This is a genomic window from Gracilibacillus thailandensis, from assembly GCF_010994055.1.
Classification (GTDB): domain Bacteria; phylum Bacillota; class Bacilli; order Bacillales; family Amphibacillaceae; genus Gracilibacillus; species Gracilibacillus lacisalsi.
In genome coordinates this window covers 14,447-35,594 of sequence record NZ_WJID01000064.1, presented here as the reverse complement: position 1 = coordinate 35,594, position 21,148 = coordinate 14,447, and the positions used below count along the sequence as shown (strand labels likewise).

Here is a 21,148-nt window from a genome sequence, read left to right as displayed (position 1 = left end):
GGAAATGATAGTATAAGGCAACGGTTGATCCCCGTTAATGGATAAATGAGCGGAAGGCTAGAAAGTAGCCCTCAACAAAAGGTGGCACCGCGGTAACCAAACCGTCCTTATGCAGACTTGTAAAGTTTGTATAAGGACGGTTTTTTTATATTCGGATCATCAACTTTCAAAAAAAGGAGTCGAAACAAAATGGTTAACTATAAAAGCACGGAACTAAATGGAGATACGATCACACCGATTTCAATATTTAACAGAGTCAAAGGTAAGAAGAAATTTTTACTGGAGAGCTCTGGCAGTCACGATGAAAAGGGGAGATTTTCTTTTATCGGACTCAATCCTTACAAAGAAATTATTGGATCGGGAACCAACATAACTGTTACGAACTATACTGCTGGAACAACTGAAACGCTCCAGCAAAAGCCATTAGAAGTTGTTAAAGCACATATTCCAAATGAAGAATTACCATTATCATACGCCTTTTACAGTGGAGCAATTGGATATATCAGTTATGATGCGATTCGACAATATGAATACATTGGTGAACTGTTAGATGACGAAATGGATATGCCAGATGTTCACATGATGTTTTACCAGGATGTTATCGTTTTTGATCATATCAAACAAAAAGTTACCATCATGACAGTCAATTTAGATGGTTCAAGAGATGATGACCAATTAGAGGCCAACTTAGCTCAGCTACAAGATCAAATCTTAACACCAGAGCCGACAATACCTGATGAAGAGTTACTCGTTAGTTTCGAACCATCAATTGAAAAAGAAACATTCCTAAACATGGTCGAAACAGCTAAACAACATATTAAAGACGGCGATATATTCCAAGTGGTCTTATCACAACGGATGAAAGCAAGCTTCGATGCTGACCCGTTTACCTTTTATCGTAGGTTGAGGGTAGCGAATCCATCACCTTATATGTATTTTATCGATTTTGATGATTATATTGTGCTTGGCGCCTCACCAGAGAGTTTAATTAAAACAACCGGACGAAATGTTGTGACAAACCCGATTGCAGGTACAAGACCAAGAGGGAAAACAAAAGCAGAAGATCAGCAATTAGCAACAGAATTATTAGCAGATGATAAGGAATTAGCAGAACACAAAATGCTAGTAGATTTAAGCCGAAATGATCTTGGTCGCGTTTGTGAAATTGGTTCGATCACCATTCCGAAATACATGGTGATTGAACGTTATCAACATGTTATGCACATTGTCTCTGAAGTGCATGGTGAATTAACACAAGATTACACTGGATTAGATGCCCTAGTATCGACCCTGCCGGCAGGAACGGTTTCAGGAGCACCGAAAATTCGGGCGATGCAAATTATTAATGATCTCGAAGACAAAAAGCGAGGCGTCTACGCAGGGGCTGTCGGTTACATCAATATGAATGGTGATCTCGATTTAGCGTTAGCGATCCGTACGATGGTCATTAAAGGAAGCCAAGCTTATGTGCAAGCAGGAGCGGGGATCGTTTATGATTCTGATCCACAATCAGAATACCAGGAGACATTAAATAAGGCAAAATCGCTATTGGAGGTTAGTAAAAAATGATTTTATTAATTGATAACTATGATTCTTTCACCTACAACTTGTTTCAATATATGTCAGAGCTTGGCAAAGAAGTGAAAGTCGTCCGCAATGACAAAATAACCATTGATGAAATCAGACAATTAAAGCCGGAAGCGATTATTTTATCACCTGGACCTGGAATTCCAGAACAAGCTGGGATTTGTATCGATATAGTCAAAAGTTTATCAAGTGAGTTTCCGATTTTAGGTATTTGTCTAGGGCATCAGGCAATAGGTGCCGCGTATGGAGCAACTGTCACACATGCTGGACAGATTAAACATGGTAAAACCTCGATGATTCGTCATCAAAACGATGAAATCTTTAATTATTTGGAACAACCATTAGAGGTGATGCGTTATCACTCTCTTGTTATTGAAAAAGATACACTTCCTGACCAGCTGTTAATAACGGCAACGGCAATGGATGATCAGGAAATCATGGCGGTCAAACATACCTATTTACCTGTTTATGGTTTGCAGTTTCACCCAGAATCCATTGGAACAGGAAAAGGAAAGCAATTACTAAACAATTTTTTTGAGTCGATTAGAAAGGGGCAACAAGCATGAAAACATTTTTAAAAAAAGTGATGGAAAAAGAAGATTTGACATTAATGGAAATGGAAGAAGCAGCTAGGTATATTTTTTCAGAAGAAACAAGTGATATAGCGATTGGTGCCTTTTTATCAGCTTTGAAGACAAAAGGAGAAACAGTTGATGAAATTACTGGATTAGTCAACGTTTTGTTAGAGATTTCTCCACTTGCATTGCCCGATGACCTGACAGAGGCAATGGATAACTGTGGTACAGGAGGCGATGGTTCTCAAAGTTTTAATATCAGTACAACGTCTGCTTTTGTTATTGCAGGTGCAGGTATTACCGTTGCCAAACATGGGAATCGTAGTATTTCTAGTAAAACAGGAAGTGCAGATGTTTTAGAGCATCTCGGTGTACCATTAGAATTTACAAGACCAGAAACATATGAGATCTTAAAACAAAACGGTATTGCTTTCTTATTTGCACCGAATGTACATCCAGCAATGAAGCGTGCGATGAAAGTGAGAAGAGAATTAGGCGTGCCGACCATTTTTAATGTCATTGGGCCATTAACGAACCCTGTAAAACTAACATCGCAATTGATGGGGACTTATCGTCGTGATTCATTAGAAAAAATGGCAGCTGTTCTGCATAAATTAGGTCGCAGGCGAGCATTGGTTATCAATGGTGCTGGTTATATGGATGAAGCATCTTTAGCAGGTGAGAATCATTTGGTATTATTAGATCGAGGAGAAATCATGAAATTCACCCTTAAACCAGAAGAAGTGAACTTGCCAATGGTAGAAAATGATTTAATCAGAGGTGGCGATGCGAAAGAAAATGCCGAGATTTTACGCAGTGTATTAGAAGGAAATAAAGGACCACATCGAGACACTGTTTTATTAAACGCAGGGTTAGGTATTTTCGCTAATGGTAAGGCAGGTACGGTGCAAGAAGGGGTAGAATTAGCACGAGAGTCGATTGATTCAGGTGCGGCCTTAGCCAAATTGGAAAATCTTATTACCATAAGCAATAAGATGAAACAAGAGGTGTAATATGACTATTTTAGATAAGATTTTAGCAGAAAAGCAAAAGGAAGTAGCAGATTTAAAAGAAAGCTATCAGCCTGGAGAAATCCAAGCAAAACGAGTGAATGTTTCCTTATATGATAGCTTTATGAACGCAGACAAAATGAGTATTATAGCAGAAATGAAACGAGCTTCTCCGTCTAAAGGGTTAATCAATGATGGGGTCGAACCTAGTGCGCAAGGACGTATCTATGAAACGTGTGGAGCAGGTGCAATTTCGGTGTTAACCGATACACCTTTTTTTCAAGGAACAATGGAAGATATGCAAGAAGTTAGAGAAGTGGTTGACATTCCGGTATTAAATAAGGACTTCATTATTGATGAAATCCAAATTGATCGTGCGTATGATGCAGGTGCAAATTTAATCTTATTAATTGCAGCGGCACTTCCTGAACAAAGACTAGCGGAATTATATCAATATGCAAGTGAAAAAGGACTGGAAATATTATTCGAAGTACACAACGAAGCAGAATTAGCAGTTGCTCAAAGAATCGGTGCTCAAATTATCGGGATTAATAACCGTGATTTGAAAACATTTGAAGTCGATCTTGCTACAACGGAGAGACTGGCAGAAAAAATCGATACAACGAAGACGCTATTAATTAGTGAAAGTGGTATGAAGGAAAAATCAGACGTGGAACGGGTGCAAAAAGTTGGCGCAAGAGGAATTTTAGTTGGTGAAACGATGATGCGTTCTGTCGATTTAAAAGAAACATTCGATAGTTTACGAGTACCGTTAGGAGAATAAATATGGTTCAAGTAAAAATTTGCGGGTTACAAAATAAACAGGCAATTCAAACTGCGGCAGAAGCAGGTGCAGATTTTATCGGATTTGTTTTTGCCAAAAGTAAACGACGAGTGACGAAAGAACAGGCAGCAAATCTGGCACAATTTGTTCCGTCCAATGTGAAGAAAGTTGGTGTTTTTGTGAATGAAGATATCGAGGTGATTCGGGAAATCGCTCAAGATGTCGGCTTGGATTATGTGCAATTACATGGGGATGAATCGCCAGCCTTTTGTCAGGAAATTGGCTTACCGGTAATTAAGGCATTCGAGGTCCGCGGGGCGAGTGACCTGGATAAAATCAGTTCTTATGAATGTGCGTACTATTTACTGGATAGCCCGAGCGGTAAATACCGCGGTGGCTCAGGTGAAGCATTCGACTGGCAGGTAGCAAAAGAGTTTGACTTTTTAAATAAAAAGATCTTGCTTGCAGGTGGCCTTAAAGTAGAAAACATTGAAGAAGCAATCGCAGAAGTGGCTCCTGCAGGTGTTGATGTTTCCAGTGGAGTCGAAACAAGTGGAGAAAAGGATTTAGAAAAAATAAAAGCATTTATAGATGCAGCAAAGAAAGGTGATGGAAATGGCAAACTATCAGGCGCCAAATGAAACAGGCCATTATGGTGAATACGGTGGTCGTTTTGTACCGGAAACGTTAATGCCAGCCGTTTTAGAGCTGGAAAAAGCATATCAAGAAGCTATTAAAGATGAGCAATTTTTAGCAGAATTCGATTATTATTTAAAAGAATATGTAGGAAGAGAAACACCATTATATTATGCTGAACGTTTTTCCAAAAAATTAGGCGGACCAAAGATTTACTTGAAGCGAGAAGACTTAAATCATACCGGTGCTCACAAAATTAATAATGCATTAGGTCAGGCACTTTTAACATTACGAATGGGCAAGAAAAAAGTTGTCGCAGAAACAGGGGCAGGTCAACATGGTGTGGCAACAGCTACGGTATGTGCATTGCTTGGTTTAGAGTGTGTGATTTTCATGGGGAAAGAAGATGTGCGTCGTCAAAAATTGAACGTCTTCCGCATGGAGTTATTAGGTGCTCGTGTTGAAAGTGTTGATCAGGGTAGCGGTACGTTGAAGGATGCTGTAAACGAGGCATTGCGCTACTGGGTAAGTAATGTGGAAGATACCCATTATATTATTGGTTCTGTAGTAGGACCGCATCCGTTTCCGCAAATAGTAAGAGACTTTCAAAGCATGATTGGTACTGAAACGAAGAAACAAGTAAAAGAAAAAGAAGGAAGCCTACCAGACGCGGTAGTTGCCTGTATCGGTGGCGGCAGTAACTCAATGGGCATGTTCTTTCCATTTGTCGAGGATGAAGAAGTCAAGCTTTATGGAGTAGAAGCTGGTGGAAAAGGTGTCGATACTGATCAGCATGCTGTTACATTAAGTTATGGAAAAAAAGGTATCCTACACGGTACGATGACTTATTTATTACAAGACGAGAACGGGCAGATTCAAGAAGCACATTCGATTTCTGCTGGTCTTGATTATCCTGGAGTAGGCCCAGAGCATAGTCACTTACGCGATATTGGCCGTGTCAACTATGTGGATATTACCGACGAAGAAGCACTCGAGGGATTACAGGAATTATCCAGAACAGAAGGAATTATTCCAGCATTGGAAAGCTCCCATGCGATTGCATATGCGATGAAACTAGCCAAGGAAATGAACGAAGATGAGGTTATGGTTATTTGTTTATCAGGCCGTGGTGATAAAGATGTGGAAACAGTAAGAGATGCATTAGGTGGTGAAGCAAATGGGTAAGGTAAAAATAGATCAAGCATTTCATGACGTATTAGAACGAGGAGACAAAGCCTTTGTACCATATATTATGGCTGGTGATGGCGGTTTAGACAAATTAGATGAACAATTAGCCTTTTTAGAAGAAGCAGGTGCAACGGTCATTGAATTAGGGATTGCCTTTTCCGACCCAGTAGCAGATGGCCCTACCATTCAAGAATCAGGCCTTCGAGCATTAGCAAATGGTGTATCACTCCGTGCTGTATTAGATAAATTAAAAGAAGGGAAGGAAGAGCGAAATATCCCGATTGTATTGATGACCTATATTAATCCAATTCATGCATATGGTGTGGATAACTTCGCTAAATCCTGTGCAGAAGCGGGAGTAGACGGATTAATTATTCCCGATTTACCTTTAGAAGAAGAAGGAATCGTTGTTCCTGCTTTAATGGAAAACGACATTGCTCTTATTCGCTTAGCAGCACTAACCAGTACAGAAGAACGCTTAGCAGAAATCGCTAAACGAACGGAAGGTTTTCTCTATGCGGTAACAGTAACGGGAACTACTGGTGTACGATCTTCCTTCAAAGACTATCTCGGAACTCATTTAGAGACTTTACGAGGAAAAAGTAATGTTCCTGTTCTTGCAGGATTCGGTGTATCCAGTCCAGAGCATGTCCGCTCATTAACCGAGCATTGTGATGGAGTCGTAGTCGGAAGTAAAATTGTTGATTCGTTATATAAAAATGATCGAGCTGCAATCCGTGAATTAATCGGTTCCGCCCGCCTATCAAAACAGTAACCCTGAAAAAAGTCGCTTGAGGTGCCCGCACCTCAAGCGCTTTTTTTAGATGCAAATAAAATCCCGAAGATGCAAATAAAATCCCGAAGATGCAAATAAAATCCCGAAGATGCAAATAAAATCCCGAAGTTGCAAATAAAATCCGGAAGATGCAAATAAAATCCCGAAGATGCAAATAAAATCCCGAAGATGCAAATAAAATCCCGAAGATGCAAATAAAATCCCGAAGATGCAAATAAAATCCTCAAATTGCAAATAAACCCGCGAAATCTAATCAGTAAAGCATCAAAATTTGTAAGCACAAATTTTTTACATGAACGTATCTTCTTATCCAAACAACTTTTTTAGTCTATCTATGCTCCTCGTGTTTAGTTAGTATATTCATTAATCAAACGAACTGAAATTATAAAAAGATTAGAGTTGAATCTAAAAAAAGGATATGTTTTCATAAAAAAAGTGAATTCACACACCTTGTATATAATGGCATACTGTAAATAAGTTCTATTGCAATAGATCGAAAATATGTACGAACAAGAAATGAAGATATTTATTTATTATCTAAATGTTGTAAGCGATATCATAAATTATTTAATTTATCAGGGAGAGGTGGCGAATGTTTAAGTAATATTATGTGCTTTTCCATTATGTACATTTGTATACTCTTTAAAAACTTTGAAAAATATGTGTATCAATTTGTTTAGCAGTGAAGAATGAATGAGGGGGAATTAGGTGTGAAGAACAAAATAATTTTATTTATCACAATTTGTTTGATGCTTATATTAGCAGCTTGTAGTAATGACGAAACAAGTAATGAGCCCGAAGAAACAGAGGATGGAAAGGTTGTATTAACAGGACTGATAACAAAGCATCCACTGACCAAAGACCTTGAAGACATGGAATGGTTAGCAGAAGTGGAAGAACGAGCAGGTGTAGAAATTAAATGGGAAGAAGTTACCGCTGACTGGGATCAGAAGAAAGGTGCCATGTTAGCAGGTGGTGATATCCCTGATATAATTGTCGGTCCAAATGCGATCACAGATGCAGACTTTGCACAGTTCCCTGGTTTATTTGAAAACTTAAAACCATTGATAGAAGAACATGGACCAAATATCCAAGCTATGTTTGATGAGCAACCAGAAACGGAATTACTTTCAACACAAACGGATGGAGAAATTTATGGCTTATCCAAATATCAACAGTTCTGGCCAGAAACAGCTACCATGCAATTTATTAATCAACAATGGCTAGACAATCTTGGATTAGATACCCCGACGAATTGGGATGAATTGTTTGATGTATTAATGGCTTTTAAAGAAGAGGATGCCAATGGAAATGGTGATCCAAATGATGAAATTCCAATGGACTTTGCCCCAGTAGCTGAAACAGGATTTGGTTATTTCCATCCAACTGTATTACTTGGCAGTATGGGAATGACAGTAACTGGTGGTGGTGGCCAAGGTTACTTCCTGGAAGACGGTGAAGTGAAAAACTTCTTTGTCGATGAAAGATACAAAACATTCGTTTCCTTTTTAAATAAATTATATGAAAACGGTTTAATAAATGATGAAGCTTTTACACAAGATTATTCACAATATCAGGCTTTAGCACGTGGTGAAGGTGAAGATGCCAAAATAGGTTATACCTTTGGTTGGGAAAAAACAGACAGATTCGGTTTAGGTGTTGCAGATCAATACGAAACGTTTGATCCGATGAAGGTCTCAGCTGATTATGATGGTGAAGTAAGCTGGTCCTATGACTATAATGAATTGAACTTCGGTGTTAACTTCATTCAAATGTCATCAGCGACAAGCAATAAAGAAGCAGCCATGAAGTTTATCAATGAACTATACGACCCTGAAGTCAGCCTACAAGTGCTATTTGGCTCTATCGGCCCTAATATTGAAAAGACTGGAGATAACTCCTACAAGGTTCTCGAACCTCAAGATGAAGAAATGGATCCAGGCACATGGAAATGGACTTCTACTTGGGCAGATAACGGTCCAATGTTCATCTCTGATCAATTAGATGTTGAATTACCTGTGGATATGCAGGCAGTAGATGAACAACAAGCACCATTTAATGATGTATTTGAATCATTGGATCGTGAAAATGATGTGTTCCCGGGAATGATGCTGAAATACTCCGAAGAGGACCATAACCAAATGACGCTTGTTAATACAGACTTTATGAATATTGCAATCTCCAAGTTTGGCGAGTGGATCACCTCAGGTGGTATTGAAGATGAGTGGGATAGCTATGTGCAACAAGTAGAACAGATGGGATTACCATCCAACATTGAGATTATCCAAGGTTACTATGATGATTACAAGGAACAATTAAATTAGAAAACTAGAAGGAGAGATATTAGCTAAAGGCTGATATCTCTCTATAAAAAAGGAGAGTCATATCATGGCCTTGACCCAAGGAACGAATACGGAGACTTTGCCCACGGCGAAGAAAGCAACTATTCTTAATACGTTAAGAAGAGACTATCAATTGTGGCTAATGATTCTACCTGCAATCATCTGTGTAATTATATTTAATTATATTCCGATGTATGGGATTCAATTAGCATTTCGGGAATATGATTTCACGGCTGGTTTGACGGGTGGAGATTGGGCAGGACTTAAATATTTTGAACAGTTTATCAATAGTCACCTTTTTTGGGATCTGATTCGTAATACGTTACTCATCAGTATCACGACGATTGTTGTAGGTTTCCCGGCACCAATTGCGCTCGCATTATTAGTAAACCAAATCAGATGGAAAAGAGGAAAACGGATCTTACAAACGACTGTTTATTTGCCTCATTTTATTTCCATCGTTGTATTAGTAGGGTTATTAAATGTAATGTTATCTCCAAATACTGGAGTTATCGGTTTATTATTAGCAAAACTAGGTGTGGAAGGCAACCTGTTAGCGTCTGTGAAAGCATTTGTTCCTATCTATGTATTATCAGATGTGTGGCAGCATGTCGGATGGAACAGTATTATTTATCTGGCCGCGTTGGCTGCTGTTGATCCACAACTATATGATGCAGCCAAAATTGATGGGGCGAATAAATGGCAAATTATTAGAAATGTAGAGATACCGGCTATCATTCCGACCATCATCATTTTATTAATACTAAACATGGGGACAGTTATCAGTACAGGATTTGAAAAAATATTCCTGATGCAAAATTCTCTCAACTTACCAATATCAGAAGTGATTGAAACATATGTCTATAAAACTGGTATCGTATCCAATCAATTTAGCTATGCCGCTGCGATTGGTCTGTTTAATACGATGATTAATTTTATGATGCTAGTTATTGTTAATACCATTGCAAAGAAAGTGGCTCGCATTAGTTTGTGGTAAGTTAGCTCAAATCAATTTGAAGGAGGAAGTGCAATGCCTTCTATCACAATGAATAGAATAAGAAATAAAAAACCAACTGATTTACTATTCGATGCTACTGTAGTGGCGATATGCATTTTAATATTCTTTATTGTAGCCTATCCAATTTATTTTATCGTGATTGCTTCGATTAGTGATCCTACTTATGTTTCGACCGGAAAAGTACTTTTTGTTCCGAAAGGTTTTAGTTTATTTGGATATGAACAGATTTTTTCCGATTCGAGAGTTTGGATTGGCTATCGCAATACATTGTTCTACGCCCTTTTTGGGACGTTCGTTAATTTATTGTTAACTTTACCGGCAGCATATGTGTTGTCACGCCATGAGTTTAAAGCTCGAAGATTTTTGATGTTTTTCTTTATCTTCACAATGTTTTTTAATGGTGGGTTAATTCCTACCTATATGTTAATGAGAGATTTAAGTTTAATTGATACGCCGTGGGTGTTTATCTTTAATCCACTTACGGTGAATGTATTTAATTTAATTATTACAAGAACATTCTTTGAGAACAACATACCGCACGAGATGTTTGAAGCTGCAACAATGGATGGCTGCTCACATTTTAAGTTTTTCTCATCGATCGTATTGCCATTGTCCAAAGCTGTAACTGCTGTAATCGGACTTTATTATCTAGTGTGGCACTGGAATGACTTCTTTACTGGGTTAATTTATATCCGTAATTACGATTTACAGCCATTGCAGATTGTGTTGCGAGATATTCTTTTATCCAATCAAGTGTTTGCCGAAGGTGCGGGGAGCGGTGGAACAGGTGGAGGTTATGCACAACGTTATGCCGATCAGGTTAAATATGGTGTTATTATCGTATCTTCGCTGCCAGTGCTAATTTTGTATCCGTTTATCCAGAAATACTTTGAAAAAGGTGTACTAATCGGATCTGTAAAAGGATAAAACTAGTCTACTTACGAGATAAATTAATCTGTTGGCGAGATAAGTTTAGAATCTCGCCAACAAATAACATCTTATATTTAATTATAAAAATCGTTAAAATAATCAACTACATAATCTCGAAATGTACAAGCTGCCTTGGCTAGATAACGATCTTCAAGCCATGCGATTTGATAGGTTCGCTGACATACGGGTTCATCGATATGCACTAAGTGGTATGGTGGATTTTTATCTTCAAAGAAGGTTTGCGGTAAAAAGGCAACACCAATACCTGTGCGAAGGAAGTGACTGATGGCAGAAAGTTCGTCAACTTCACAAACTATATTCGGCGTAAAATCTGCTTCTTTACAAAAAGAGTCCGTCATTGCTCGAAAAGGATTCCCTTCTTTCATATTTATAAATGAATCGTCTGCCAGTTCTTTCAGATGGATACTTTTTCGATTAGCAAATCGGTGTGTAGAAGGAACAGCTAATAATATTTCTTCAGTGAGAAAGGATTTTCCTTTGATTCCCTCCTCTTCTAATGGTGGGAAAGTAATACAAAAATCAATCTCACGATTTCTTAATTGTTTTACCTTTTCTTGAGTTGTGGCTTGGCTGATTTGAAGTTTTATATCAGGATACTTAGATAGGAAAGAGCCAATAATGTCAGAAAAGCATTTATGAGTGGAAGTGGATAAAAAGACTCGCATCTGTTCCATTCCTGCAAGGTCTGCTATTTCTTTTCGCCCTTCTTCAAGAGCTCCCAGTGCCATTTCGACTTTCTTCAAAAATACTTTCCCAAATGAGTTCAGTTTGATGTTCCTTCCCTTACGCTCGAATAAAGGTACGCCTAAATCCTCTTCTAACCGGGCAATCGTTTTACTAAGAGCTGGTTGCGCAATGCGAATTTCTTCTGCTACTTTACTCATATGTTCAAGTTTGGCAACTGTTCGGAAATAATATAACTGCAACATTTCCATTCATATCCCTCCATTATTCATATACTCAAGTATATATATTAATGAATAAATATATATTATCATTTATCTAATTATGATATTAAAATAAATACTGTAAGTTGACAACAAAAATAGCGGTCAACAGAAATCTAGAAATGGAGTGTTATGTATGAAGTTAAACCATATTAACTTAACTGTTACTGATGTTAACGCTACTCGATTGTTTTTAGAAAAATATTTCGATGTACAAACTAGGAGCACTTATAAAGATTCCTTTGCCTTGTTGGTAGATGATGATGGACTATTGCTTGCTTTAACGAAGGGTTCTAAAGTCAACTATCCTAATTCCTTTCATATCGGATTTGAGCAGGAGAGTGAAGAACAGGTAAATGAAATCAATCAACGTATGAAAAATGATGGATTTGATGTAAAGGCTCCTAAAAGAGCACATCGTTGGACATTTTATATGAAAACACCAGGAGGCTTTACAGTCGAGGTCTTTAAATGATTATTGTCATATAAATAAACACTAACAAAGGATGAGAGGTATATGAAAGTAGCAGCGTTTTCTAATTATGGACCTGCAGAGGTTTTGCATGTAATGGAAGTTGATGACCCACAAGCAACTAACGATAAAGTACGCGTTCGGGTCAAATCCGCTGGCATTCAACCATTTGACTGTGCTGTGCGAAAGGGAGACTGGACACCTCCAGGGTTGACGGTGAAATTTCCGCAAGTTCTTGGTAACGAGTTTTCAGGAGTGATTGATCAAGTCGGTAAAGAAGTCTTAGGATTTGAAGTGGGAGACGAGGTTTTAGGCTGGGAGTTAATGGCTTGTTATGCAGAATATGTAGTAGTTAAAGCAGATCAAATCGTGAAAAAGCCACAGCAGATGACTTGGGAAGAAGCAGGTGTCATAACAGCATCAGGTCAAACAGCTCACACCGCGTTACAAGAACTTGGTGTTGGTAAGGGAGACACCATATTGATTCACGCGGCAGCAGGGGGAGTTGGTACCTTCGCAGCACAAATAGCTCAAGCATGGGGAGCAACCGTCATCGGCACTGCAAGTGAATACAATCATGATTACCTGCGATCACTTGGGGTAGTTCCTGTCACTTATGGAGATGGACTTGTTAACAGAGTGCGTTCTCTCGCATTGGACGGAATAGACGTAGCTCTTGATGCCGCGGGAAGTGAGGCTCTGATCGCTTCGATAGACATTGTTGAAAACAAAGATCGTATTGGGACAATTGTTGCATTCGACCTAGTAGAGGAACTTGGAGTTCGCCCTATAAGAAGTCGACGTTCAACGGAGCGCCTTTCCGAACTAGTTAACCTTTATATGAAAGGAAAATTAACTATTCATATTAGAAAATCATTTCCGATTGACAAAGTGGTCGAGGCGCACCGGGAAGTAGAAACAGGACACGGATACGGAAAAGTGGTTCTTACCATTGATTAAGCATATTCTATTGTTCAGGTGTTGCAAAAAAAGAATAAGCCGTCCGCATAATAATATAAGCTAGTAAACTAATTCCTAAAGCAGGTATAAAACCTGGTACTAAATAATAAAGGTAAAAAGTCGCCGCAATTAACACGAGCATGGCAATCGTATGCAGTGGTTTACCAATAACCAATATAGCAGAATATTTAAGATAACCAAGTACGGAAAATTGATAATGCACATAGATTGGGAAAATGAACACAGCAACAAGTGCAATAATAGCTAATAAAATATAGGTCATCACCATTAATGTAGAGTTTAATAGTGAACTGTCTAACTGTCCTAAGATTTGAATGTTCAACAGTAAAATAGCTGTGGCGATAGCGAGTATATACCCAAGGATATTAGCTTTGATAAACTCCTGTTTGTAATAGTGAATAAATTCGCGAAAAAGTTTGATATCATCCTCTGATTTGATATCTTGCCTGATTGTTGCAAACAAGGCTGCGGTAGCAGGGAAAATTCCAACTATAAATAATCCGAGTACCGAAAAGATGAACCAATACAGGTTTAACAGCAGAATCTTAAAAATCCACTCTCCAACCGTTATATAAACTGAAATACTTTTATTCATAGCAAGGAACCTCCCATACTCATATATCTATCTATTAAGCATACACAAAAATATTAGAATGGTAAATTTCATAGGAGGAATTTAAAAGAAAAGATATGGATTCTAAAAATAGGATAAAGAGATTCAAAGAGGTTTCGCAATAATCAAAGCGAATTTCGCAATAAAGCAGGCCGAATTCGCAATAATCGAGCAGGGTTTCGCAACAAAGAGCTGCAATTCGCAATAATCAAACTAATTTTCCGCAATGAAAAAGCTACCTCTAAAAAAGAGATAGCTTCCATATTATGCGTACATCGCACTAATTTCCTTTTGTAACTTCTGATCTGCTACATACTCATCATAACTAATTTCTTTATCGACAATTCCTTTAGGTGTAATCTCGATCAGGCGATTGGCGATACTGTTAATGAATTGATGGTCATGTGATGTGAACAGAATCGATCCTTTAAATTTAATTAAACCATTGTTCAACGCAGTGATTGATTCTAGGTCTAAGTGGTTTGTCGGTTCATCCAATACCAGCACATTGGCATTCGATAGCATCATTTTTGATAACATACAACGTACTTTTTCCCCACCAGATAAAACATTCGCTTTCTTCAATGCTTCTTCCCCTGAGAACAACATACGGCCAAGGAAACCACGTAAGAAAGTTTCGGTTTGATCTTCTGGTGAATATTGACGCAACCATTCTACTAAGGTCATGTCATTGCCATCGAAAAATGCTGAGTTATCTTTCGGGAAGTAAGACTGGGAAGTGGTAACACCCCAAGTATAGCTTCCTTCGTCAGGTTCCATTTCACCCATTAGGATATCAAATAGCACGGTTTTAGCATTTTCATTTGGTCCGATAAATGCCACTTTGTCATACGGTTTTAATGTAAAACTTACATTATCTAACACCTTTACGCCATCAATTGTTTTCGAAATACCTTCGACGCGCAATAAATCATTACCAATGTCACGACCAGGTTGAAAGGCTACATACGGATAACGACGGGAAGATGGTTTAATATCGTCCAGTGTAATGTTATCGAGCATTTTTTTACGCGAAGTCGCTTGCTTTGATTTCGATGCATTGGCACTAAAGCGAGCGATAAAGTTTTGTAATTCTTTAATCTTCTCTTCTTTTTTCTTGTTTTGATCCTTAGCCATTTGTAAGGCTAGTTGACTGGATTCATACCAGAAATCATAGTTTCCGACGTACATTTCAATTTTGCCATAGTCGACATCAGCGATATGTGTACATACTTTATTTAAAAAGTGACGATCGTGGGAAACAACAATAACGGTATTTTCAAAGTTAATTAAAAATTCTTCTAACCATTGAATCGCTTGAATATCCAAGTGGTTTGTCGGCTCATCTAATAATAAAATATCTGGATTACCGAACAAAGCTTGTGCTAATAATACTTTTACCTTTTCAGAACCTGTTAAATCAGCCATTTTTTTCGTGTGGAGATCTTCACCTATACCAAGACCTTTTAACAGAATTGCAGCATCTGATTCTGCTTCCCAACCGTTCATCTCGGCAAATTCGCCTTCCAATTCGGCAGCACGCATGCCATCTTCTTCTGTGAATTCCCCTTTAGCATAAATAGCGTCTTTTTCCTGCATTACTTCATATAAACGAGTGTGTCCCATGACAACAGTCTTTAACACTTCGTATTCTTCATAGGCGAAGTGATCCTGTTTTAATACAGCAAGGCGTTCACCTTTTCCAAGTGAAACGTGGCCAGTCTGTGGTTCGATCTCACCTGACAATATTTTAAGAAAAGTAGATTTACCAGCACCATTAGCACCGATCAAACCATAGCAATTTCCAGCAGTAAACTTAATATTAACGTCTTCAAATAACTTCTTATCACCAAAACGTAAACTTACATTAGTTGCTTGTAGCATACTTCAAAATTCCTCCATTATCTCATATCATAAAGCAAGCTTAAGCGATTTGGGATAGGAAGTCAATCAAGGAATGACATTCTGAGGAAATTCGGTATGATAGTAGTAAGGAGGAAAGATCTCATGCAGACATATTCTAAACATCAGTCATACGGTTTTCGTTTAAAAGGAGATTATCAAGAACGTGTTGCAGGTCTTCATTCAATCGGCAGGGAGTCACGGACTGAGCATACTTATATTTGGGATGGATTAAAAAGAGGAGAAGAAGGAAGAGTGGTTTTCCAATATACGTTAGGAGGTAAAGGAGCAATTAGAATTGGAAACGATATCTATCCATTAACGAAAGGGAATGCTTTTTTTGTGAAAATTCCTAGCGATCATTGTTACTACTTACCGCAAGAATCAACAAACTGGGATTTTATCTATATGACCGTTTATGGAAATGAAGCCATTCGTCACTTTCAGTATTTATCAGAAAAACATGGTCATATCCTTCAACTCCCAGACCATTCCAGACCAATTAAACACATATGGCGAGTATTGCAGAAAATTGAAGCAACTGGTATTAAGCATGGTTATGAAGCTTCAGGTTATGCCTATAGCTTTTTGATGGAATGCTCGCAATATTTTGAACATGAGCAAATTCAAGAGAATCAGTTACCTGTCGCGATCGCTACGGCAGTCTCATTTATTGAAAAAAATTATAGAGAGGATATCTCATTAGATGATATGGTTGCCGTCTCTGGTTTATCCAAATATCATTTCACGAGACTATTTGCTACTTCTATCAATCAAACTCCAGTTCAATATTTAACGAAAGTACGCATTCAGCACGCTTTAGACCTTTTGCAAAATAATGAGAAGACAATAGAAGAAATTGCCCAAGAAACCGGATTTTCTTCCAGTAATTATTTTAGTAAAGTGTTTAAGAAATTATTGAATGAGACGCCAAGTGAATACCGTCAAAATAAATATGTGATGCCGGTTGATCGATTATTCATTGATTAATAACCGCAATATTTTACTCTTATTAAAAATATTTACGATTGTAAACGTTTCAAAATCCTCATAAGATGATAGTAAGTAATAGCAATTTAGTACGAATTAGGAGGAGAAGGATGTCTAAAATTACATTTCTAGGAGCAGGAAGTACGGTTTTCGCCAAAAATGTTCTAGGTGATTGTATGACAGTTGATGCATTAAAAGGTTTCGAATTTGCCTTGTTTGATATTGATCATGAGCGTTTGAATGATTCGGAAATGATGTTAAACAATTTAAAGAAAAGCTTAAACGCGAATGTGAAAGTAACAGCATACCATGATCGCAAAGAGGCGCTGAGGGATGCCAAATATGTGATTAATGCTATACAAGTTGGTGGTTACGACCCGTGTACAATTACTGACTTTGAAGTGCCAAAGAAATACGGATTACGCCAGACAATTGCAGATACACTAGGGATAGGCGGGATCTTCCGAAACTTAAGAACGATTCCTGTAATGCAGGAATTCGCCCGTGATATGAAAGAAGTTTGTCCTGATGCATGGTTTTTAAATTATACAAATCCAATGGCAGTATTAACCAATGTGATGCTGAAAGAAGGGATTAAAACTGTTGGATTGTGCCACAGTGTTCAAGTATGTGCTAGCCATTTATTAGATTCTTTAGACATGCCGAAAGATAATGTACAGTGGAAGATTGCTGGCATTAATCATATGGCATGGTTACTTGAAATAACAAGGAACGGGGAAGATCTCTATCCAGAAATAAAAAAACGTGCAAAGGAAAAACAACAAGAAAAGCATGACGACATGGTGCGTTTTGAATTAATGGATAAGTTTGGTTACTATGTGACAGAGTCATCAGAGCATAATGCCGAATACCATCCGTACTTTATTAAGAGCAAATATCCGGAATTAATCGAGAAATATAATATTCCATTAGATGAATATCCACGTCGCTGTGTGAACCAAATTGAAGGCTGGAAGAAAATGCGGGATGACCTTGTCAATGATCAAAACTTACAACATGAGCGTACACATGAATATGGTTCATACATCATTGAAGCAATGGAAACAAATCAGCCATTTAAAATTGGCGGTAATGTACTAAATACGGGAGGACTAATCAGCAACTTGCCGGAAATTGCTGTCGTTGAAGTCCCTTGTTTAGTGGATGCCAGTGGGGTAACACCTACCTATGTTGGTGATTTACCAGAACAATTGGCAGCACTGAACAGGACCAACATTAATACACAACTATTAACGATCGAAGCGGCACTCACGAAGAAAAAAGAAAACATTTATCAGGCAGCACTGCTCGATCCACATACTGCAGCAGAATTATCCATCGATGATATTATCGCTTTATGTGACGATTTAATCGAAGAACATGGAGATTGGTTGCCGGAATATTATTAAGGTAAGGAGTATTTATACGGCAATAACTTATAATGAACAACTCGGACATCTCTATTATGGCAAAAAAAATGAAACATAAAGCTTCTTTTCAACATTATCTGTAATCGAACATCATGGATTTCAGTATCGGATGATAAGTCGAAGGCAATAGCTGCTGACTATCCAGGCTTCAAACGATTGTTACTGAAAGGATTAGCCCCCCAGAGGCTCATCATGAACACGAAATAGCCGGGGACTTCTATTCTCGCTTATTTGTACTTCCAAGAAATAATAAAAAAGGATCTCTGCTTTGCTAGTAGAGATCCTTTTTTATATTAGATAATATTTGCGTAAGGAAATTAAAATATTCCTTTACAGGAATATTCTCTTAGTGGTATATTGTAAATATGGAAAAGATATTGAGTGCAATTGCCGAACCAAATAGACTAAACATCATTGAACTATTGCGCGATGGCCCTTGTACAGTAGGGGAAATCGCTGAACATCTTCGTCTTCGCCAGCCTCAAGTTTCCAAACACCTTCGGGTACTGTGTGAAGCAAAGCTCGTAGAAGTTCATCCAATGGCCAATCGTCGTATTTATAAGTTACACGTCCAAGGATTGAAAGAAATAGACAGTTGGCTTGATTCCTTTAGACATTTGTGGGAAGACAGATTGGATCAATTGGACGATTACCTAAAGGAACTGCAACGGAAGGAAAAGGACGAATAAAAAGCGTATCTGAGACAATATGCTTTTAGTAACTATGAGGGAGGATCGGTTATCGAGAAGAAAAATGTCTCAAAATAAGGAGGGAAATAAATGTCTGAAAAAAATGCAGCAAATCGTTTGAATTCGTATGTGAATGGGAAGAAACTTGTGTTGGAGAGAATGTTTGAGGCACCAAGGGAACTCGTCTTTAAAACATTCTCAGAATCAGAGCATTTAGCAAACTGGTGGGGGCCTACCGGCTGGACAACAGAGAATAAATCATTCGATTTTAAGCCTGGAGGAGTTTGGCATTTTTGTATGACTTGTGAAGATAAAAACCAAAAAGATTTTTATGGCCAAAAATCTTGGGGAAAGGTTACTTACCACGAAATTATTGCACCGGAGAAGATTGTATATACTGATACATTCTCTGATGAAGAGGGTAATGTTAGTTCGAATGCCCCTAAACAATTAATTACTATCAACTTTGAAGAGCAGTCTGGGAAGACAAAGCTAATTATACAAAGCCAATTTGAATCAGAAGAAGCACTTAAAGCCGTTATAGAAATGGGCTTAAAGGAAGGAATGGCCTCACAATTTAATGATCTAGATGAATATCTTAAACAGTTATCTAATTAATCAGTTCAAATGAAGTTTAAATTAAAGAAACGACCAAAATTAAACTTTTAAAAAATCCATTATAAATCTGTAAAGAGAATCCATTTTGGTCGAACTTTTCCCAAAATGGATTCTTCCTATTTGTAGTAAGGGGTAGGTTTGAAAGGTGTTTTATCAAATTAAACCTTATTTCAAACTTGCAGCAACAGCTGGTGCTTTCTCATGAGCGAGCATTGGTTCAGCTACATGCTTACGGAAAAATTGGATAAGAGGTCCAGTAAAAAAGGCGAATATAACGGTAGCAACACCGACTATCGCTCCAAATGAAAATCCAATCGCAACACATAAAATATCTGTCGTAATCCGCGCAATAGGAAAAGGAATTTTGTTTTTTGATACTTTTTCAACAACAAAAGCTAATGCATCATAGGGTGAAATGCCTAAATTCGGCGTAATATATAAAGCAACACCTAGACTTGCAAAAATAACTGCTGCTGCCATCATCACTATTCGAATGGCAAGAATAGACATATCATCAAAGAAGAAGTTATAACCAAAGACTATAAAATCAGAAATAAAACCGATTCCAACCATATTCACGATAGTTCCGATTCCAATTAAACTTCGATAATAAATAAATACAATAACTAGCAGAAAAGGGTTAAATATCAATTGATAAACACCAAATGATATACCAAGAAACCCACTTATTCCTAAGTTTAATGTTGAAAAGGGATCTGTCCCTAAAGCGCTAATTCGTAACAGTGCTACAGCAACCCCGATAAACAGGTTTCCAATAAGCACCATATTAAACCTTTTCCATGTCATCGCTTTCATGTTATGTCCCCTTGTATCTCTTTTATTTTTAGTTTAATAATGCCCCCTAGATATTATATCCGAAATGTTTCGATATGGATAGAATAAACTGATGAATGTTAATGGAAGTAAAACCCATACGCAAAAGGAGTGTTGACATTTTGTCAACACTCCTTTATCTTAAATATAGATTTTAAAAAGAAGGAGCACACCTATGTCACCAAATGATGTTGTGTTAATAAAAGAAGCATTACGTGAAAGTAATAAAAGTATGCGTCAATTGGCAAAAGAAACAGGGATTAACGTTTCCACTATCTCTAGAATTCTCAACGGGAAGAGAAAAGCAAATTTAGATCATCTAAAAGCAATTTCAACAAGCTTACATATTCCTTTATCAGACTTGGTAAGTTCTGAAGAAAGTGGTGAGCCAACACAGCCAGTATCTTTTAATCATGTTCGTGCCATTATCTCGGAAATGAATCTACCTGTAAAAGATTTTTCAGCTGACAGCTTGAAAGAAAATATACAAAAGTATCAGAAAAAAAGTAACACAGAAGAGGGAAGAGCTACCATTTTAGATCAATTCAAATCTAAAATGGCTGCTTTAGGGGGACAAGGTCCGTATATACAACAGTTAGAGTCTATGTATCAAACCTTTAAGGAAAAGAAAGCATCTAAAAAAGAGCTTTTATTAATGGGAAGCGCATTGTTTTATTTTATTGCATCAATGGATATGATTCCCGACTATTTATTTCCTGTAGGGTATTTAGATGATGCATTAGTAATACAATACGTTATGCAATCTTTATCAATGAAGCATTAAA

The 21,148-nt window shown here is 37.7% G+C and carries 21 protein-coding genes and 1 other annotated feature (1 of these 22 only partly in view); of the genes, 17 read left to right on the top strand and 4 right to left on the bottom strand.

Annotated features, from left to right (window positions below):
* Positions 1-112 (top strand) — a binding site (T-box leader) (it extends 110 nt beyond the left edge of the window).
* Positions 113-189: 77 nt separating this feature from the next.
* From trpE to GH715_RS17095, 10 genes are all read left to right on the top strand, one after another.
* Positions 190-1,569 carry an anthranilate synthase component I gene (trpE, locus tag GH715_RS17140; RefSeq protein ID WP_153837005.1) on the top strand — a complete coding sequence of 460 codons (1,380 nt, stop codon included), beginning with the start codon at positions 190-192 and terminating at the stop codon, positions 1,567-1,569.
* Entirely contained in the window at positions 1,566-2,153 is a 588-nt protein-coding gene (locus GH715_RS17135; protein ID WP_018933436.1) for an anthranilate synthase component II, read from the top strand. Before trpE ends, GH715_RS17135 begins: the two co-directional genes overlap by 4 nt.
* Complete coding sequence (gene trpD, locus GH715_RS17130; protein WP_153837004.1) at positions 2,150-3,175, top strand: anthranilate phosphoribosyltransferase; 1,026 nt, start codon at positions 2,150-2,152, stop codon at positions 3,173-3,175. The genes GH715_RS17135 and trpD overlap by 4 nt, the downstream gene beginning before the upstream one ends.
* Position 3,176: 1 nt before the next feature.
* Positions 3,177-3,956 (top strand): indole-3-glycerol phosphate synthase TrpC, encoded by a 780-nt coding sequence (trpC, locus tag GH715_RS17125; protein WP_153837003.1) that lies wholly within the window; start codon positions 3,177-3,179, stop codon positions 3,954-3,956.
* Between the two features lie 2 nt (positions 3,957-3,958).
* On the top strand, positions 3,959-4,597 hold the full coding sequence (locus GH715_RS17120; protein ID WP_153837002.1) for a phosphoribosylanthranilate isomerase: 639 nt from the start codon (positions 3,959-3,961) through the stop codon (positions 4,595-4,597).
* On the top strand, positions 4,572-5,777 hold the full coding sequence (gene trpB / locus GH715_RS17115; RefSeq protein ID WP_153837001.1) for a tryptophan synthase subunit beta: 1,206 nt from the start codon (positions 4,572-4,574) through the stop codon (positions 5,775-5,777). The genes GH715_RS17120 and trpB overlap by 26 nt, the downstream gene beginning before the upstream one ends.
* Positions 5,770-6,555 (top strand): tryptophan synthase subunit alpha, encoded by a 786-nt coding sequence (gene trpA, locus GH715_RS17110; RefSeq protein ID WP_153837000.1) that lies wholly within the window; start codon positions 5,770-5,772, stop codon positions 6,553-6,555. The genes trpB and trpA overlap by 8 nt, the downstream gene beginning before the upstream one ends.
* Before the next feature lie 731 nt (positions 6,556-7,286).
* Positions 7,287-8,900, top strand: a complete 1,614-nt coding sequence (locus tag GH715_RS17105; protein ID WP_163578731.1) for an extracellular solute-binding protein — start codon at positions 7,287-7,289, stop codon at positions 8,898-8,900.
* A 64-nt stretch (positions 8,901-8,964) separates the two neighbouring features.
* On the top strand, positions 8,965-9,915 hold the full coding sequence (locus GH715_RS17100) for an ABC transporter permease (protein WP_153836607.1): 951 nt from the start codon (positions 8,965-8,967) through the stop codon (positions 9,913-9,915).
* A 33-nt stretch (positions 9,916-9,948) separates the two neighbouring features.
* Positions 9,949-10,863 (top strand): carbohydrate ABC transporter permease, encoded by a 915-nt coding sequence (locus GH715_RS17095; RefSeq protein ID WP_153836608.1) that lies wholly within the window; start codon positions 9,949-9,951, stop codon positions 10,861-10,863.
* Positions 10,864-10,940: 77 nt separating this feature from the next.
* Here GH715_RS17095 and GH715_RS17090 read toward each other — a convergent pair whose 3' ends face one another.
* On the bottom strand, positions 10,941-11,822 hold the full coding sequence (locus tag GH715_RS17090) for a LysR family transcriptional regulator (RefSeq protein WP_153836609.1): 882 nt from the start codon (positions 11,820-11,822) through the stop codon (positions 10,941-10,943).
* A gap of 148 nt (positions 11,823-11,970) precedes the next feature.
* On the opposite strand from GH715_RS17090, the gene GH715_RS17085 reads away from it, so the two are divergent.
* Entirely contained in the window at positions 11,971-12,309 is a 339-nt protein-coding gene (locus tag GH715_RS17085; protein WP_153836610.1) for a VOC family protein, read from the top strand.
* 42 nt (positions 12,310-12,351) lie between these two features.
* Entirely contained in the window at positions 12,352-13,266 is a 915-nt protein-coding gene (locus GH715_RS17080; protein WP_153836611.1) for an NADP-dependent oxidoreductase, read from the top strand.
* A gap of 7 nt (positions 13,267-13,273) precedes the next feature.
* Here GH715_RS17080 and GH715_RS17075 read toward each other — a convergent pair whose 3' ends face one another.
* Together GH715_RS17075 and GH715_RS17070 are read right to left on the bottom strand one after the other, a co-directional pair.
* Complete coding sequence (locus tag GH715_RS17075) at positions 13,274-13,882, bottom strand: YesL family protein (RefSeq protein ID WP_153836612.1); 609 nt, start codon at positions 13,880-13,882, stop codon at positions 13,274-13,276.
* Between the two features lie 282 nt (positions 13,883-14,164).
* Positions 14,165-15,784 carry an ABC-F family ATP-binding cassette domain-containing protein gene (locus GH715_RS17070; protein WP_153836613.1) on the bottom strand — a complete coding sequence of 540 codons (1,620 nt, stop codon included), beginning with the start codon at positions 15,782-15,784 and terminating at the stop codon, positions 14,165-14,167.
* Positions 15,785-15,907: 123 nt separating this feature from the next.
* Here GH715_RS17070 and GH715_RS17065 point away from each other — a divergent pair, with 123 nt between their 5' ends.
* The 4 genes from GH715_RS17065 to GH715_RS17050 all read left to right on the top strand — a co-directional run bounded on the left by GH715_RS17065 (position 15,908) and on the right by GH715_RS17050 (position 19,529).
* A complete protein-coding gene (locus GH715_RS17065; protein WP_153836614.1) occupies positions 15,908-16,792 on the top strand; it encodes a helix-turn-helix domain-containing protein in 885 nt (294 codons plus the stop codon).
* A gap of 110 nt (positions 16,793-16,902) precedes the next feature.
* Entirely contained in the window at positions 16,903-18,201 is a 1,299-nt protein-coding gene (gene melA, locus GH715_RS17060; protein WP_153836615.1) for an alpha-glucosidase/alpha-galactosidase, read from the top strand.
* A 386-nt stretch (positions 18,202-18,587) separates the two neighbouring features.
* A complete protein-coding gene (locus GH715_RS17055; protein WP_153836616.1) occupies positions 18,588-18,911 on the top strand; it encodes an ArsR/SmtB family transcription factor in 324 nt (107 codons plus the stop codon).
* A gap of 90 nt (positions 18,912-19,001) precedes the next feature.
* On the top strand, positions 19,002-19,529 hold the full coding sequence (locus tag GH715_RS17050) for an SRPBCC domain-containing protein (protein WP_153836617.1): 528 nt from the start codon (positions 19,002-19,004) through the stop codon (positions 19,527-19,529).
* Positions 19,530-19,694: 165 nt separating this feature from the next.
* On the opposite strand, the gene GH715_RS17045 is transcribed toward GH715_RS17050, so the two are convergent.
* Positions 19,695-20,345 carry a YczE/YyaS/YitT family protein gene (locus GH715_RS17045; protein WP_153836618.1) on the bottom strand — a complete coding sequence of 217 codons (651 nt, stop codon included), beginning with the start codon at positions 20,343-20,345 and terminating at the stop codon, positions 19,695-19,697.
* 193 nt (positions 20,346-20,538) lie between these two features.
* Here GH715_RS17045 and GH715_RS17040 point away from each other — a divergent pair, with 193 nt between their 5' ends.
* Entirely contained in the window at positions 20,539-21,147 is a 609-nt protein-coding gene (locus GH715_RS17040) for a helix-turn-helix domain-containing protein (RefSeq protein WP_153836619.1), read from the top strand.
* Position 21,148 lies beyond the last annotated feature (1 nt).

What these genes read in the sequence shown, in the direction of transcription:
- trpE (WP_153837005.1), top strand. Translation starts at nt 190, where the DNA reads ATGGTTAACTATAAAAGCACGGAACTAAATGGAGATACGATCACACCG.
- GH715_RS17040 (WP_153836619.1), top strand. Translation starts at nt 20,539, where the DNA reads ATGTCACCAAATGATGTTGTGTTAATAAAAGAAGCATTACGTGAAAGT.
- GH715_RS17085 (WP_153836610.1), top strand. Translation starts at nt 11,971, where the DNA reads ATGAAGTTAAACCATATTAACTTAACTGTTACTGATGTTAACGCTACT.
- trpB (WP_153837001.1), top strand. Translation starts at nt 4,572, where the DNA reads ATGGCAAACTATCAGGCGCCAAATGAAACAGGCCATTATGGTGAATAC.
- GH715_RS17090 (WP_153836609.1), bottom strand. Translation starts at nt 11,822, where the DNA reads ATGGAAATGTTGCAGTTATATTATTTCCGAACAGTTGCCAAACTTGAA.
- GH715_RS17135 (WP_018933436.1), top strand. Translation starts at nt 1,566, where the DNA reads ATGATTTTATTAATTGATAACTATGATTCTTTCACCTACAACTTGTTT.
- GH715_RS17070 (WP_153836613.1), bottom strand. Translation starts at nt 15,784, where the DNA reads ATGCTACAAGCAACTAATGTAAGTTTACGTTTTGGTGATAAGAAGTTA.
- GH715_RS17055 (WP_153836616.1), top strand. Translation starts at nt 18,588, where the DNA reads ATGGAAAAGATATTGAGTGCAATTGCCGAACCAAATAGACTAAACATC.
- GH715_RS17065 (WP_153836614.1), top strand. Translation starts at nt 15,908, where the DNA reads ATGCAGACATATTCTAAACATCAGTCATACGGTTTTCGTTTAAAAGGA.
- trpA (WP_153837000.1), top strand. Translation starts at nt 5,770, where the DNA reads ATGGGTAAGGTAAAAATAGATCAAGCATTTCATGACGTATTAGAACGA.
- GH715_RS17050 (WP_153836617.1), top strand. Translation starts at nt 19,002, where the DNA reads ATGTCTGAAAAAAATGCAGCAAATCGTTTGAATTCGTATGTGAATGGG.
- GH715_RS17045 (WP_153836618.1), bottom strand. Translation starts at nt 20,345, where the DNA reads ATGAAAGCGATGACATGGAAAAGGTTTAATATGGTGCTTATTGGAAAC.
- trpD (WP_153837004.1), top strand. Translation starts at nt 2,150, where the DNA reads ATGAAAACATTTTTAAAAAAAGTGATGGAAAAAGAAGATTTGACATTA.
- GH715_RS17075 (WP_153836612.1), bottom strand. Translation starts at nt 13,882, where the DNA reads ATGAATAAAAGTATTTCAGTTTATATAACGGTTGGAGAGTGGATTTTT.
- trpC (WP_153837003.1), top strand. Translation starts at nt 3,177, where the DNA reads ATGACTATTTTAGATAAGATTTTAGCAGAAAAGCAAAAGGAAGTAGCA.
- GH715_RS17095 (WP_153836608.1), top strand. Translation starts at nt 9,949, where the DNA reads ATGCCTTCTATCACAATGAATAGAATAAGAAATAAAAAACCAACTGAT.
- GH715_RS17100 (WP_153836607.1), top strand. Translation starts at nt 8,965, where the DNA reads ATGGCCTTGACCCAAGGAACGAATACGGAGACTTTGCCCACGGCGAAG.
- melA (WP_153836615.1), top strand. Translation starts at nt 16,903, where the DNA reads ATGTCTAAAATTACATTTCTAGGAGCAGGAAGTACGGTTTTCGCCAAA.
- GH715_RS17120 (WP_153837002.1), top strand. Translation starts at nt 3,959, where the DNA reads ATGGTTCAAGTAAAAATTTGCGGGTTACAAAATAAACAGGCAATTCAA.
- GH715_RS17080 (WP_153836611.1), top strand. Translation starts at nt 12,352, where the DNA reads ATGAAAGTAGCAGCGTTTTCTAATTATGGACCTGCAGAGGTTTTGCAT.